Origin of the sequence: Streptomyces sp. B21-083 (genome assembly GCF_036898825.1) — a bacterium.
In the GTDB taxonomy this organism is placed as follows: Bacteria; Actinomycetota; Actinomycetes; order Streptomycetales; family Streptomycetaceae; genus Streptomyces.
This window is the reverse complement of the sequence record NZ_JARUND010000002.1, coordinates 1,427,337-1,441,425: the sequence shown is the minus strand read 5'-3', so window position 1 is coordinate 1,441,425 and position 14,089 is coordinate 1,427,337. Positions and strand designations below refer to the sequence as shown.

General features: G+C 71.8%; 12 protein-coding genes and 1 pseudogene. 5 read left to right on the top strand and 8 right to left on the bottom strand.

Going from position 1 to position 14,089, the window contains the following annotated elements:
• Positions 1-15: 15 nt before the first annotated feature.
• Together QA861_RS30485 and QA861_RS30480 are read right to left on the bottom strand one after the other, a co-directional pair.
• A complete protein-coding gene (locus QA861_RS30485) occupies positions 16-1,335 on the bottom strand; it encodes an NAD(P)/FAD-dependent oxidoreductase (RefSeq protein WP_334591894.1) in 1,320 nt (439 codons plus the stop codon).
• A complete protein-coding gene (locus QA861_RS30480; protein WP_334591893.1) occupies positions 1,332-3,353 on the bottom strand; it encodes a LodA/GoxA family CTQ-dependent oxidase in 2,022 nt (673 codons plus the stop codon). The genes QA861_RS30485 and QA861_RS30480 overlap by 4 nt, the downstream gene beginning before the upstream one ends.
• Before the next feature lie 20 nt (positions 3,354-3,373).
• Here QA861_RS30480 and QA861_RS47220 point away from each other — a divergent pair.
• Positions 3,374-3,494: pseudogene (locus QA861_RS47220) on the top strand (IS630 family transposase); the annotation flags it as partial.
• A 248-nt stretch (positions 3,495-3,742) separates the two neighbouring features.
• Here the strand turns inward: QA861_RS47220 and QA861_RS30475 are convergent.
• From QA861_RS30475 to QA861_RS30450, 6 genes are all read right to left on the bottom strand, one after another.
• Positions 3,743-4,582 carry an SGNH/GDSL hydrolase family protein gene (locus QA861_RS30475; protein ID WP_334591892.1) on the bottom strand — a complete coding sequence of 280 codons (840 nt, stop codon included), beginning with the start codon at positions 4,580-4,582 and terminating at the stop codon, positions 3,743-3,745.
• Positions 4,583-4,683: 101 nt separating this feature from the next.
• Positions 4,684-5,730 carry a hemolysin family protein gene (locus tag QA861_RS30470; RefSeq protein ID WP_334591891.1) on the bottom strand — a complete coding sequence of 349 codons (1,047 nt, stop codon included), beginning with the start codon at positions 5,728-5,730 and terminating at the stop codon, positions 4,684-4,686.
• Complete coding sequence (locus QA861_RS30465) at positions 5,727-7,064, bottom strand: hemolysin family protein (protein WP_334591890.1); 1,338 nt, start codon at positions 7,062-7,064, stop codon at positions 5,727-5,729. Before QA861_RS30465 ends, QA861_RS30470 begins: the two co-directional genes overlap by 4 nt.
• A 155-nt stretch (positions 7,065-7,219) precedes the next feature.
• Positions 7,220-7,645: a GNAT family N-acetyltransferase gene (locus tag QA861_RS30460; protein WP_334591889.1), complete on the bottom strand. Its 426-nt coding sequence runs from the start codon at positions 7,643-7,645 to the stop codon at positions 7,220-7,222.
• Entirely contained in the window at positions 7,638-7,904 is a 267-nt protein-coding gene (locus QA861_RS30455; RefSeq protein ID WP_443041606.1) for a hypothetical protein, read from the bottom strand. Before QA861_RS30455 ends, QA861_RS30460 begins: the two co-directional genes overlap by 8 nt.
• Positions 7,905-7,930: 26 nt before the next feature.
• Positions 7,931-9,592, bottom strand: coding sequence for an FAD-dependent oxidoreductase (locus QA861_RS30450; protein ID WP_334591888.1), 1,662 nt, complete (start codon positions 9,590-9,592; stop codon positions 7,931-7,933).
• Positions 9,593-9,837: 245 nt separating this feature from the next.
• Here QA861_RS30450 and QA861_RS30445 point away from each other — a divergent pair, with 245 nt between their 5' ends.
• The 4 genes from QA861_RS30445 to QA861_RS30430 all read left to right on the top strand — a co-directional run bounded on the left by QA861_RS30445 (position 9,838) and on the right by QA861_RS30430 (position 14,066).
• Complete coding sequence (locus QA861_RS30445; RefSeq protein ID WP_334591886.1) at positions 9,838-10,962, top strand: SchA/CurD-like domain-containing protein; 1,125 nt, start codon at positions 9,838-9,840, stop codon at positions 10,960-10,962.
• Positions 10,963-11,038: 76 nt separating this feature from the next.
• Positions 11,039-11,521, top strand: coding sequence for a cupin domain-containing protein (locus tag QA861_RS30440; RefSeq protein WP_334591885.1), 483 nt, complete (start codon positions 11,039-11,041; stop codon positions 11,519-11,521).
• The gene (locus QA861_RS30435) at positions 11,518-12,786 is read left to right on the top strand and encodes a beta-ketoacyl-[acyl-carrier-protein] synthase family protein (protein WP_334591884.1); all 1,269 of its coding nucleotides are present in this window, start codon (positions 11,518-11,520) and stop codon (positions 12,784-12,786) included. Before QA861_RS30440 ends, QA861_RS30435 begins: the two co-directional genes overlap by 4 nt.
• The gene (locus tag QA861_RS30430) at positions 12,783-14,066 is read left to right on the top strand and encodes a ketosynthase chain-length factor (RefSeq protein WP_334591882.1); all 1,284 of its coding nucleotides are present in this window, start codon (positions 12,783-12,785) and stop codon (positions 14,064-14,066) included. Before QA861_RS30435 ends, QA861_RS30430 begins: the two co-directional genes overlap by 4 nt.
• The last annotated feature ends 23 nt before the right edge of the window (positions 14,067-14,089 follow it).

The window sequence follows — 14,089 nt, the reverse complement described above, 5'->3', positions numbered from 1 at the left end:
CACCGGCCGGGGCTGTCAGGGCAGGTCTGCCAGCCGCCGCGCCCAGAAGGAGTGGTCGGTCCAGCGGGCCTCCTGGGCGTGGATGACACGGTGGCCGCGCAGATACGCGCTCCGTGCGGCCTCGACCTGGTCCGCGTAGGCGGCGAGGGCCGAGTCCGCGCCGTCAGGAGCTTGACTCAGGCGGGCGTCGACGGCCAGGCCCGCGCTCAGCCCGGTGTAGAGGGCGGTCAGTACGCCCTGGGAGGAGAGCGGGTCGAATGCGACCGCCGCGTCCCCGGCGGCGGTCCAGCCGTCTCCGTACACCCGGTCCAGGTGGGCCGTGTGCGCGGCGGCCCGGCGGGGCGTGGCGGGTGACGTGGGCGCGGGCCCGTCCCGGTGAACCCATCGGGACACGTGGCGGGTGGCCGACATCCGTCGGCGGAAGTGGCGTGCGGTGTGGGCGGCGGCGGGCAGGTCGGCGTCGGTGAAGTAGGCGACCAGGCGCCCGCCGGAGGGCTGCGGGGCGGTGTACCACCAGCCGTCCTCGTCGGACTCGACGAGTGACCGGCGGTCGGTGTCCAGCGGGTCCGCGTCCAGGGGCACGTACAGGGCTGTGAGCCGGTCCCGGACCCGCCGCCGGGCCCCGCACCGGACCGCGATCGCGGCGGCGCGGCCGGTGGCGTCGATCACCCAGCGGCAGCGCACCGTACGCTCAGACCCGGACCCGCCACCGGACCCGGACCCGGACCCGCCACCGGACCCGCCACCGGACCCGGACCCGCCACCGGACCCGGACCCGGACCCGGACCCGGAACCCGACCCGCCCCCGGAACCCGACCCGCCCCCGGAACCCGACCCGGTGTCGGACCCCGACCCCGACCCCGACCCGGTGTCGGCCGGGCCCGTGCCGCCGCGCAGGACCAGAGTCCAGCCGCCGTCCGGCGCCCGCGCCGTTTCGCGTACGGCCGAGCCCTCGGCGACCTCGGCCCCCGCCGCTCGCGAGGCGTCGCGCAGTCGCCGGTCGAACAACCGCCGGTCGAGGTGCCAGCCATGGCCGTGCGGGTCGTTGATGAAGTCCACGGCGTGCAGGTCGGCCGAACCCCACGCCGAAAGACTGCCGTAGCAGGGCAGATGCCCGGAGTCGAGAACGCGGCCGGCGACGCCGAGGTCGCCGAGCAGAACCCGCCCGGCGGGCACGAGCGTCTCGCCGACCTTGGGCGGCCCGCTGCCGGCGTCCGCCAGCAGAACCGTACGGCCGGCCCGGGCGAGCATGAGCGCGGCGGCGCAGCCGGCCGGGCCGCCGCCCGCCACCACGACGTCGTAGGTGTCCGCGCCGGGAGTGAGTGCGCCGCTCACCGCGCGTCGCGGAAGGGGTCGAGTTTCTCGAGGTATCCCGCGGTGATCTCCTCCTCGCGGTAGCCGGTCGCCCTGGCCGCTTCGCCGACCGCCCGCGCCGCCGACTCGGCCTCGACGGTTTCGGGTGCCAGCATTCCCTCGCGCGAGCGGCCCGCCGCCGCGGCCAACACGTGCGGACCCACCTCAGGCACCTGCACGTTGACGAGGTTCGCCGTGTCCGGTGCCTGAGCGAGCGGTTGTGCCGGGCGCGACTCCACCAGGATCCGTTCGGGGAACTTACCGTCGCCCACGGTGTAGTCGCGCACCTCGACGACGCCGAGTTTGAACCAGTCCTTGATCATCTGTGTGCGCTGCTCGTTCATGGTGCCGGTGAGTCCGCGCAGCCAGGTCGCCCGCCGCTCGAACGCCTCTTCCCGGGCGCTGTCGTCGCTCCCGGCCGACGGCGTGTTGACCTTGTCGAAGTCCTCCAGCTTGAGCACATGGTTGGGTACCTGGGCAGGCCAGAAGGTCGGCAGGTACGGGCTGTACCGGGGCCCCAGGTTGGCCAGCACCTCGTAGCCGGAGCGGCAGCTCGCGGTGTCCGCCTGCCAGGGGGCGGCCATCCAGCGGGTGAGGTCCCCGGGGCCCTGTGCTTGCAGGGGGCCAGTGGCGGAGACCGCCTCGTCCGCAAGCAGGGTGGGCCCGTAGTCGGGTTCCGCGGTGGCGGGGGCGCGGTGCCGGATGCGGAAGGGCGCGCTGAACATGCTCGCGTGCCGGATCGGCCAGGTGACCTCGATCCCCGGGTGGAACGCGTCGGCGGCGCAGCCCTCCAGGGCCGCCCGGTCCAGCAGCCCCGGCTGCTCGGCGGCGGGGGCGTCGTCGAGCGTGGGGCGCGGCTGCCGCAGGGGGCCGGCCACGAACGCCCCGTCCGCCCACCGCTGCAGCATCCAGTCCTGGGTCGGCGACAGCGCCAGGTGCTGAAGCACGGACTTGGGCTTGCTGGCCATGGCGTCGCCATACAGCCACGGCCACGGCAGCGGGGACTTTCCGTCGCGGTTGTAGTCGCGCAGGGCGGCGTACGTCTGGCGGCGCAGTTCCCGGTTCCGGTTGGACGGATCGGCGAGCCTCTTGCGCATCGCCGGCGAGAGGAAGAAGTTGGGGCCGTTCCAGCCGAACTGGGTCGCGAAACCATGGTTGACCCACTGCAGATCGCAGAACCTGCGGAAGATCGGCTCGATGTGATCGGTGAACGAGATCTGCTGCGGGCGGGTCAGCGAACCGGCCTGGACGAAGACGTCGAAGAGCAGGTCGTAGAGGGTACGGACGGACTTCACGCCGGGGGCGTAGTGCGGAGGTCCCACCACGACCCAGGCCGGGACGGCGGTCAGGTCCCGGCCGTCGATACTGACCTTCGCTGTCACCGGGCCGTCGGACACGTCGTCGTACCAGGTGTTGTTGTTGGTGACCCCGGTGATCGGCTGGTTCTTGTAGGAGGCGGAGTTTCCCCGGCCGCCGAGCACCATCAGGCGGCCGTCGGAACGGGTGGAGATCTCACCGAGGTACACCGCCTTGTCCATGACCTTGCCGGTGTCGAACTTCTGCGTCTCGGTCTTCGAGCCGCGAACGGTGCGGCTTCCGGGATCGTTGACCAGCTTCTTCCTGTCGGCGCCCACGACGTCGGCGTTGCGCCGGCCGTACTGCTCTGCCGTGAGCGTCTTGCCCTCGGGGATGTCCAGCGCCAGATGGAACTGGTACCAGGCGGCCTTCTTGTTGGCCAGACGCACCGTCCACTGGATCTCGGTGACACCCTCGCTGCCCGGCTTCAGCTCCCGTACGACCTCCCCCGCGGCGTTGTAGCCGTACACACGGAATCGTGCGGCCTGCCGGCGGAGCGCCCCGGAGCCGTCCTTGTAGGAGCCGGCGTCCGCTGGTTTCTGGTCCGGTGACTCCGGGCCGATGAAGGGTGCTTCGGCGCTGTTGCCGACCCGGGCGACACCGATGGCGGGGTGGATCTTCACCTGCACGATGTGACTGTCCATCAAGAACCTTCCGTTGTGGGAGCCGCACTGCGCGGGAGCTGATCGACGCGCGATTGTGGCTGACCGTCTGACCAACTGCAGTCCTGCGCTCGGGAGTTCAACCCGGTCGAAGGTGTGTGGTCGTATCTGAAGAGGCCGTTGACCAGGTTCGCGTTCCGACCGGAGAGGTCTTCCCCGAGCAGATGTCCTTCGCAGCACGCCACGACCCAGCCGGGCTGATCGCTCAGGGTCCGCGCACGCGTCCCTCGCCGGCCACCCACAGGCACGTCCGGGTCTGGTCGCCTTAGCGTCCGGTGCAGAGGCGTTGGCGGTTGCGGGACGGGCGGGACCTCGAACCTACGACAGCGGCAGTACCTCGACAACCGCGGGCAGCCGGACGGGGCTCCGGGTCAGTGCCCCACCCGTCGCCAGTCCGTCACAGGGCCGGGGTTTGTGTGGTCCGCAGGGGTGACCCAGAACGCTTTGCCCAGCTCGGCGCTGAAGTGTGCGCCTGTCCGGCCGTCCCCGGAGGAGCGTCCCGTCAGTCGGCGTGCGATCCACGGCAGCAGGTACTGCCGGGCGAAGCGGGCGTCCGCGACCCGGCGTGCGCCCCAGGCGAGCGGCGCCGTGGCCGCCACCGGTGTACGCCACTCCGGGTCCTCGGCCTCGTGGCCGAGGGTCTGCCAGACCGCCTCCGCGACCCGCCGGTGGCCCTCGCCCGTCAGGTGCAGCCGGTCCACGTCCCACAGCCGGGGGTCGCCGAGCGACGGGGCCCCGTACAGGTCGACCACGAGGGCGCCGTGCCGGGACGCGAGGTCGTCGATGCAGACGAAGAGTTCCTCCATGCGCGGCCGGAAGCGCTCCATGACCGGGCCCTGGCGACCGGGGCTGCGCATCAGCACCAACTGCCTGCACGCGGGCGCCAGCCGCTCCACGGACTCCTCCAGGAGCCCCCGTACCCGCCCCATGTCGCACTTGGGCCGGAGCGTGTCGTTGAGCCCGCCCACCAGCGTGATCACATCGGGCTCCAGGGCCACCGCCACGGGCACCTGCTCGGCGGCGATCTGCCCGATCAGCTTCCCGCGCACGGCGAGGTTCGCGTACCGGAAACCGGGTGCGCGGGCGGCCATCCGGGCCGCGAGGAGATCGGCCCAGCCGCGGTAGGTACCGTCCGGCAGCCGGTCCGACATGCCCTCGGTGAAGGAGTCGCCGACCGCGACAAGGCTGGTGTAAGAAGCATTCGTCTGCATGGCGACAGAGATGATAGCCCGATTACATACCCGGCGGTCGGTCGACCTCTTTCAGATCGGTCCAAGGCACTCCAAGGCGCTCCAGGACGTTCCGCCACGCCCTACACGGGCTGACCGAACAGCTCGCGCAGCACGTCCTCCATCGTCACCAGGCCCGCGAGGAGCCCGTCCTCGCCCTGCACCGCCGCCAGGTGCGTACGGCTGCGCCGCATCGCCGTGAGGACGTCGTCCAGGGGAGTGTCCGCCCGTACGCTCGCGATGGTCCGCATGTCCCGCACCTGGAAGGCGAGGTCCCGGGGCGCGGCGTCCAGCGCGTCCTTGACGTGCAGATAGCCGGCGATCCGGCGCTCGTCGTCCACCACCGGGAAGCGTGAGAAGCCCGACTCGGCCGACAACTGCTCCAGCTCCTCCGGAGTGACGCCCACGCGCGCGTAGACGACGCTTTCCAGGGGGAGTGCGACGTCACGCACCGGCCTGCGGCCCAGTTCCAGGGCGTCGTGAAGGCGTTCCCGCGCGCGGTCGTCGATGAGCCCCGCCTCGCCGGAGTCCCGCACCAGGCGGGCCAGTTCGGCGTCCGAGAAGGTCGCCGTGACCTCGTCCTTGACCTCGACGCGCAGCAGCTTCAGCAGCGTGTTCGCGAAGGCGTTGATCGTGAAGATCACGGGCTTCAGCGCCCGCGCCAGGGCCACCAGGGGCGGGCCGAGCAGCAGTGCGCTGCGCACCGGCTCCGCGAGCGCGATGTTCTTCGGCACCATCTCGCCGAGCAGCATGTGCAGATACGTGGCCAGGGCGAGGGCGATCACGAAGGACACCGCGTGGCCCGCGCTCTCGGGGACGCCCACCGCGTGGAACACCGGCTCCAGCAGATGCGCGATCGCCGGTTCCGCGACCACACCGAGGATCAGGGTGCACAGCGTGATGCCCAGCTGGGCCGCCGCCATCAGCGCGGACACGTGCTCCAGGCCCCACAGCACGCTCTTCGCCCGCCGGTCGCCGTCCGCGCGGTCCCTGTCGGCGCCCTCCGCCCCCTCTTCGACGTACTGCTCGATCTGGCTGCGGCGGACGGAGATCAGCGCGAACTCGGCGCCCACGAAGAAGGCGTTGACGACCAGTGTCGCCAGTCCGATGAGCAGCTGGATGGCGGTCACTTCGCCTCCCCTTCCTTTTCGTCTTCCTTCGCGAGTGGCGCGTGCAGCAGCACGCGCGCGGCCCTGCGGCCCGAGGCGTCCACCACGTCCAGGTGCCAGTCGGCGACCTCGACCGTGTCACCGGCCTGCGGAATCCGGCCCAGTTCGGTCGCCACGAGGCCCGCGAGCGTCTCGTACGGGCCCTCCGGCAGCCGGAGACCGACGCGGGCGAGCTGGTCGGTGCGGGCCGCGCCGTCCGCGGAGTAGAGGGCGCGGCCCTCGTCGTCCGTACCGGCCGGGGCGAGGTCGGACGTCTCGTGCGGGTCGTGCTCGTCGCGTACCTCGCCGACGACCTCCTCGACGATGTCCTCCAGCGTGGCCACGCCCGCCGTACCGCCGTACTCGTCGATGACGACGGCCATCGTGCGCTTGCCGGAGAGCCGGTCGAGGAGCCGGTCGACGGTCAGTGACTCGGGGACGAGCAGCGGCTCGCGCATCAGTTCGGAGACGGACACCCGGGGGCGACGCTCCGAAGGCACCGCGAGGCAGTCCTTGATGTGCGCGACGCCGACGACCGAGTCGAGGTTGCCGCGGTAGACGGGGAACCGGGACAGCCCGGTCGCCCGCGTCGCGTTCGCCACGTCCTCGCAGGTCGCCTGGGCGTCGAGGGCGACGACCTGGACGCGCGGTGTCATCACGTTCTCCGCGGTGAGGTCGGCCAGGTTCAGGGTCCGTACGAACAGTTCCGCGGTGTCGGGCTCCAGGGCGCCCGCCTTGGCGGAGTGCCTGGCCAGTGCCGCCAGTTCCTGGGGTCCGCGCGCGGAGGCCAGCTCCTCGGCGGGCTCGATGCCGAAGAGGCGCACCATACGGTTCGCCGTGTTGTTGAGGTGCGTGATGAACGGCCGGAACGCGGCACTGAACAGGCGCTGCGGCGTCGCCACCCGCTTGGCCACGGCCAGCGGTGCGGAGATCGCCCAGTTCTTGGGCACCAGCTCGCCGACGACCATCAGGAAGACGGTCGACAGCGCCGTACCGATCACCAGGGCCAAAGAGGAGGCCGCCGAGTCCGAGACACCGAGCGATTCGAGCGGGCCCGCGATCAGCGCGGCGATCGACGGCTCGGAGAGCATGCCGACCACGAGGTTGGTGACCGTGATGCCGAGCTGCGCGCCGGACAGCTGGAACGTGAGGTTCCGTACGGCCTTCAGGGCGCCCGCGGCACCCCGCTCACCGCGCTCCACCGCACGCTCCAGCTCGCCGCGCTCGACCGTGGTCAGGGAGAACTCGGCCGCGACGAAGGCGCCACAGGCCAGGGAAAGCAGGATCGCGACCAGGAGGAGAAGCACTTCGGTCATCGGTTCACCTCCGTCCCATGATCGGGCAGGGCCGGTGGGATCGCTCGACGTCGAGTGGTGCTGTCGCTACTGGGAGGCTCGCCCATGGGCGGACGCTCACACCTTTCCTCGGAGAAGTAACTGGTCCGCCAATAGTAAAGGATGCGCAAAGTGGCTCAGTCGGTGAGGGGTTTCACCCAGCGACGCCACTGCTCCTCGGGTCCGTACCCGGCCGCCCGCCAGGCATGCTGCCCGTTCTCGTTGCGCTCCAGCACCATGGCGTCCGCGCGCCGCCCGCCCAGTCGTACGAACCGCTCCTCGGCGGCGGCCAGCAGCGCCGAGCCGGTGCCCTGCCGGCGCCGCTCCGGATGGACCGCGAGCCGGTAGAGATGGCAGCGCCAGCCGTCGAACCCGGCTATCACCGTGCCCGACAGAACTCCGTCGCGCTCTGCGAGGAGCAGGGCCTCGGGGTCCCGGTCGACGAGTCGGGACACGCCGGCGCGGTCGTCGCTGATGCTGGTTCCCTCGGCGGCCTCACGCCAGAACCGCAGCACGGATTCGATGTCCGCGTGGGTGGCGGGGCGGATGCGCAGATCACTCATGGGGTGAGCCAAGCAGAGCGGCAGGCGCTCTGGCGAACCCGTTTCCGTGCACGGACGCCCGGGCGAGGGACTCGGCGCCCTGGGCGGCGGCGAGATCCGCGGCGGCGACCGCCGGATCGCCCCCGGAAGCGGACAGCGTGTGCGCACGCAGCGACTCGTCCGGACGGCTGCCCTCGGGGAGCCGGTCGTCCTCGGACCCCGCCCACACGAGCAGGTCCTCACGCGGGCGTCCGTGCACGGACGCCCGGTTTCCGTGCACGGAAGCGAGTCGAGCGGTCCGAGTGGTCAGCGCCGGTCCAGCAGCGCCGAAAGGGCCTCCCGCAACACCGCCTCGGGAGCCGCCGACGGCCCTTCCGAGCGCCAGGCGACGAAGCCGTCGGGGCGGACCAGCACCGCTCCGTCCGTGCCGACGCCGTGGGCATCCGCCCAGTCCAGGTCACTCGCGGGGGACAGCTCGGCGTCGGGCCCGCTGCCGATCCGGTACGAGTCGAGCGGCAACGACAGCCGGCGCGCGACCTCGGTCGCCGCTTCGTGCCATCCGGCGGCGGCGCCCGCCGAGCTGAGGAGCACCAGCGAGTTCTCGTACAGGTCGAGCGTGGAGATCCGGGTGCCGGCGCGGTTCAGCCACAGGTGGGGAGCCCTGCTCCCGGGCTCACCGGTCAGCCGTACGCCCTCGGGCACGACCGGGACCGTCGGATCGGCGCCCAGGACCGCGCCGCGCGGATAGCGGTATCCGAGGGCCACGTTGAGGATGCCGCCCTTCTTGCCGCCCGGGCCGCCGGCACCGGGAGCGGGGGTGTACCCGGGGTGGCTGTGCTCGACGGACCGCGCGGAGGCACGGGCGCTCGTCGCCTCCGCGACCGGCCGGCGCTCCAGGTCGTACGACCCCAGCAGCCCGGGACCCGCCCAGCCGCCCAGCACGGCCGCCAGCTTCCAGGCGAGGTTGTGGGCGTCCTGGATACCGGTGTTGGAGCCGAACGCCCCGGTGGGGGACATCTCGTGGGCCGAGTCGCCCGCGAGGAACACCCTGCGGTCCGCGTACCGTTCGGCGACCCTTTCGGCGGCGTGCCAGGGGGCCCGCCCGGTGATCTCCACATCCAGGTCCGGTACGCCGACGGCACGCCGGATGTGCTCCCGGCACCGCTCGTCGGTGAACTCCTCCAGTGTTTCGCCCTGTTCGGGGTGCCAGGGCGCGTGGAACACCCAGCGCTCCCGGTTGTCGACCGGCAGCAGGGCCCCGTCGGCGTCCGGGCTGGTCAGGTAGCAGACGATGAAGCGCCGGTCGCCGACCACGTCGGCGAGGCCGCGTGAGGTGAAGGTGACGCTCACGTTGTGGAACAGGTCGCCGGGGCCGTTCTGCCCGATGCCCAACTGCTCCCGGACGGGGCTGCGGGGACCGTCCGCCGCGACGAGGTAGTCCGCCCGGATGGTGGTGTGCTCACCCGTCTCCCGGCTCTTGACCTGCGCGGTCACCCCGTCGGGGTCCTGCTCGAAGGACATCAGCTCGGTCGAGAACCGTAGATCCCCGCCCAGCGCCCGCGCGCTCTCCAGCAGCACCGGCTCCAGGTCGTTCTGGCTGCACAGGCACCACCCGCTGGGGCTGAACCGGGCGAGCCCGCCGCCGGGGTCGATCTCCTTGAACAGCCACTCGCCGACATCGCCCACCAGGCCGGGCGTCTGCAGGATGCCGTGGTTGTCCGCCAGGACCGAGGCCGCCTCCTCGATGCGCCGCTCCACCCCGGCGACCCGGAACAACTCCATGGTGCGCACGTTGTTTCCGCGCCCCCGTGGATGGATCGAGGTGCCCGAGTGGCGCTCCACGAGTGTGTGCGGCACCCCCAGACGACTGAGGAACAGGGAGGTGGACAGGCCCACCAGGGATCCGCCGACGATCAGGACGGGGGTGTGGTGGCCGCCTTTGCCGTCGGCCTCTTCCGCACGGTTCATTGAATGCCTCCAGTGTCTGCCGGTCGTGGCCGGGACGCGGGTCAGCGAGCAGATGCCCCTGCACAGTGCATCCCCGGGGGCCGTTTCGCCCGCCGGAGGCACCCGGATGGCGCACGGTTCACTCGCCCGACCCCGCGGGAGTCGCGCACACGGCGAGTCGCGTCAACGATCGGCTCATGGCGGCCCGGCAATCGGACCCGGACGTCGCTCACTGGCTTCCACGACGAAGAGGAGAGGTGCGCCGGATGACCATCTCGGGACGCATATCGCAGTCGGCGTTCGACGGCTCCAGGCTGCGGGTGATCCTGCTGCTCGACCTGTACGAAGGAGCCCAGCAGCAGTTCCTGGACGCGTACGAACACATGCGAACCAATGTCGCGTCCGTGCCCGGTCACCTCAGTGACCAGCTCTGCCAGTCGATCGAGAACCCCTCGCAGTGGCTCATCACCAGCGAGTGGGAGAGCGCCCCGCCCTTCCTCGCCTGGGTGAACAGCGAGGAGCACGTCGAGACCGTACGGCCGATGCACAGCTGCGTCCGGGACACCCGGTCGATGCGCTACAGCATCCTGCGGGAGACGACCCCCAACGCCCCGCTCACCCCGGAGTCGGCCAGGGCCGGCATGCAGGTGGCGGCCCGCGTGGGTGACGGTGTCGCACGCCACGCCCTCACCTTCACCGTCAAGCCGGGCTCCGAGTCGAAGGTCGCCGAGCTCCTGGCCGGCTACACCTCGCCCGAGGCCCAGGTCGACGACACCACCCGGCTGCGCCGCACCTCCCTTTTCATGCACGGCAACCGGGTCGTACGGGCCGTGGAGGTCGAGGGCGATCTCCTGGCCGCGCTGCGTCACGTCGCCCGCCAGCCCGAGGTGCGGGCGGTCGAGGAGGCCATCAACCCGTACCTGGAACAGGACCGGGACCTCAGCGACCCCGACTCGGCGCGGGTCTTCTTCACCCGGGCCGCGCTCCCGGCCGTCCACCACGTGGTCGCTGCCGAGGAGGCACCCGCCGGACTGCGCCGCCACGCGCTGTACTACCCGGCGAAGGAAGGCCGCGGGATGGAGCTGGCCCGGCTGCTCGCCCACCAGGACGAGGCCGCGGCGGACGACCCGGCCAGCCCGGTGTACGGCAGCACCGTCTTCCAGCGGGATGACATCGTTGTCCGACTCGTCGACCTCACCCGTGAGCTCGACGCCGACCCGATGTCCTCCCTCGGCCTCAAGGGTCCTGGGAAGGCGGCGGAGCTGGCGCGTCTCCTCGACGGCGCGGCCATCGGCGTCGAAGGCTCCCTGGAGACGGAGCGCAACCTCAACCGCCTCCTGTCGCACGCCGACATGATGCCCGTCACCGACCGCAGCTCGGCGCGTTCCTGACGGACCACCACGGCGCTGTCCGCGCCGCTCCCGCCCAGCCCGGACGACGTCCCTGCCCCACCCGGAGGTGTCAACCATGAACAAGCAGCACCCATGCATCGTGGACCTGAGCGAGACAGAACCCAACCGCAGACGCGGCGGCGACCTGCGGGCCATGCTCACGCCCGCCACGGTGGGTTCCACCAGCGGCTTCATGGGCCTGGCGATCGTCCAGCCCGGCGAGCGCATCGGCGAGCACTACCACCCGTACTCCGAGGAGTTCGTGTACGTCGTCGCGGGCGCCCTCGAAGTGGACCTGAACGGCGAGACACACGCCCTCAGGCCCGACCAGGGTCTCCTGATCCCGATCGACGTACGCCACCGCTTCCGCAACGTCGGTGACGTGGAGGCCCGCATGGTCTTCCACCTGGGCCCGCTCGCCCCCCGCCCCAGCCTCGGTCACGTCGACACGGAGGTGACCGAAACGGCCGTACCCGGCACGGAGTTCGCCGTCGGCGGCCCGGACCGGCTCGCTCCGGACCACGGACAGCGGTCCGAGCGAAGCGAGGCCATACGGTGACCCGGCGGGTGGCTGTCACCGGTATCGGTGTGGTCGCTCCCGGAGGCACCGGCGCCACGGCGTTCTGGGACCTTCTCTCCGGCGGCCGTACCGCGACCCGGGGTATCACGCTGTTCGATCCGGCGGGCCTGCGTTCGCGCATCGCCGCCGAATGCGACTTCGACCCGTTCGCACACGGCCTGGAGCCGGACGTGAGCCGGCACGCCGACCGCTACATCCAGTTCGCCATGGTCGCCGCCGCCGAAGCCGTGGGCGACTCCGGCCTCGACACCGGCACCCAGGACCCCTGGCGCGTCGCGGTCTCGCTGGGCAGCGCCGTCGGCGGCACCACCCGTCTGGAACACGACTACGTGCAGGTCAGCGAGGGCGGGCAGCGGTGGGACGTGGACCCCCGTGGCGCCGACCAGCAACTGCACCGGGCGTTCTCGCCGAGCACCCTCGCCTCGGTCGTCGCCGAGCAGTTCGGCGCACAGGGCCCGGTGCAGACCGTCTCCACCGGCTGCACCTCCGGGATCGACGCGGTCGGCTACGCCTTCCACACCATCGAGGAGGGCCGCGCCGACATCTGCATCGCCGGCGCGGCGGACTCGCCGATCTCGCCGATCACCATGGCGTGCTTCGACGCCATCAAGGCGACGTCGGACAACAACGACGACCCCGAACACGCCTCCCGGCCCTTCGACGCCCGTCGCAACGGCTTCGTGATGGGCGAGGGCGCGGCGGTACTCGTCCTGGAGGAGTACGAGCACGCCCGGGCCCGCGGTGCGCACGTGTACTGCGAGATCGGCGGCTACGCCACCTTCGGCAACGCCTACCACATGACCGGTCTGACCAGCGAGGGACTGGAGATGGCCCGGGCGATCGACTCCACGCTCGACCAGGCCCGACTCGACCCCACGATGATCGACTACGTCAACGCGCACGGCTCCGGCACCAAGCAGAACGACCGGCACGAGACCGCCGCGGTGAAGCGGTCCCTGGGCGCGCACGCCTACGACACACCCATGAGTTCCATCAAATCCATGGTGGGCCACTCACTCGGCGCGATCGGCGCGATCGAGATCGTCGCCTGCGTCCTGGCGCTCAAGCACCAGGTGGTGCCGCCGACGGCGAACTACGAGACACCCGACCCCGAGTGCGACCTGGACTACGTACCGCGCACCGCGCGTCAGCGAAAGCTCAGGAACGTGCTCTCCGTCGGCAGCGGATTCGGCGGCTTCCAGTCGGCCGTGCTGCTGACCGGGCCGGGAGGGAGAACCCGATGACAGCTCGGAACACCCGGACAGCCCGGACAACTCGGACCACTCGGCGCACCTCGCGCGCGGCCATCACCGGGATCGGTGTGATCGCGCCCAACGGTCTGCGGGCCGACTCCTACTGGAAGGCCATCGGCGAAGGCCTCGTCGTCCTGGACGAGATCACCCGGGAGGGGTGCGGGCATCTGCCGCTCCGCGTCGCGGGTGAGGTCCGGGGCTTCGACGCCGCCGGCCTCATCGAGGAACGGTTCCTCGTCCAGACCGACCGGTTCAGCCACTTCGCCATGGCCGCCGCCGCACTCGCCCTCGACGACGCCGGGATCGCCCGGGGCGAACCCCCGGACCCGTACGACATCGGTGTGATCACCGCCGCCGGTTCCGGTGGCGGCGAGTTCGGGCAGCGCGAACTCCAGAAGCTGTGGGGCCAGGGACCCCGGTACGTCGGCCCGTACCAGTCCATCGCCTGGTTCTACGCCGCCAGCACCGGCCAGATCTCCATCCGGGGCGGCTTCAAGGGACCGTGCGGAGTGGTCGCCAGCGACGAGGCCGGCGGCTTGGACGCCGTCGCGCACGCCGCCCGGGCCGTGGGACGCGGAACCGGTGCCGTCCTCGTCGGCGGCGCCGAGGCGCCCCTCGCCCCCTACTCCATGGTCTGCCAGCTCGGATACGCCGAGCTCAGCACCGTCGAGGACCCGGCCCGCGCCTACCGCCCCTTCACCAAGGGCGCCTGCGGCTTCGTTCCCGCGGAGGGCGGCGCCATGCTCGTCGTCGAGGACGAGAACCGCGCCCGGGAGCGGGGGGCGGCCGTCCGAGCCACCGTCGCCGGCCACGCCGCCACCTTCACCGGCGCCTCCCGCTGGGAGCGGTCCAGAGAGGGGCTCGCCCACGCGATCAGGGGCGCCCTCGACGAGGCCGGCTGCGCCCCGGAGGAGATCGACGTCGTGTTCGCCGACGCCCTGGGCGTGCCGGAGGCGGACCGCGCGGAAGCGCTGGCCATCACCGACGCCCTCGGCGCGCACGGCACCAGGGTCCCCGTCACGGCGCCCAAGACCGGCATCGGGCGCGCCTACTGCGGGGCGCCCGTGCTGGACATCGCGGCCGCGGTGCTCGCCATGGAGCACCGCCTGATCCCACCCACCCCCAACGTGTTCGACATCTGCCACGACCTCGACCTGGTGATGTCCCGCGCTCGCCCCGCCGAGCCGCGCACGGCCCTGGTCCTCAGCCGGGGACTGATGGGTTCCAACGCGGCGCTGGTCGTGCGCCGCTCGGACGACTCCGCCCGATAGCACCGGGCGGGAAGGAGAACACC

What these genes read in the sequence shown, in the direction of transcription:
- QA861_RS30480 (WP_334591893.1), bottom strand. Translation starts at nt 3,353, where the DNA reads ATGGACAGTCACATCGTGCAGGTGAAGATCCACCCCGCCATCGGTGTC.
- QA861_RS30465 (WP_334591890.1), bottom strand. Translation starts at nt 7,064, where the DNA reads ATGACCGAAGTGCTTCTCCTCCTGGTCGCGATCCTGCTTTCCCTGGCC.
- QA861_RS30460 (WP_334591889.1), bottom strand. Translation starts at nt 7,645, where the DNA reads ATGAGTGATCTGCGCATCCGCCCCGCCACCCACGCGGACATCGAATCC.
- QA861_RS30445 (WP_334591886.1), top strand. Translation starts at nt 9,838, where the DNA reads ATGACCATCTCGGGACGCATATCGCAGTCGGCGTTCGACGGCTCCAGG.
- QA861_RS30440 (WP_334591885.1), top strand. Translation starts at nt 11,039, where the DNA reads ATGAACAAGCAGCACCCATGCATCGTGGACCTGAGCGAGACAGAACCC.
- QA861_RS30430 (WP_334591882.1), top strand. Translation starts at nt 12,783, where the DNA reads ATGACAGCTCGGAACACCCGGACAGCCCGGACAACTCGGACCACTCGG.
- QA861_RS30475 (WP_334591892.1), bottom strand. Translation starts at nt 4,582, where the DNA reads ATGCAGACGAATGCTTCTTACACCAGCCTTGTCGCGGTCGGCGACTCC.
- QA861_RS30450 (WP_334591888.1), bottom strand. Translation starts at nt 9,592, where the DNA reads ATGAACCGTGCGGAAGAGGCCGACGGCAAAGGCGGCCACCACACCCCC.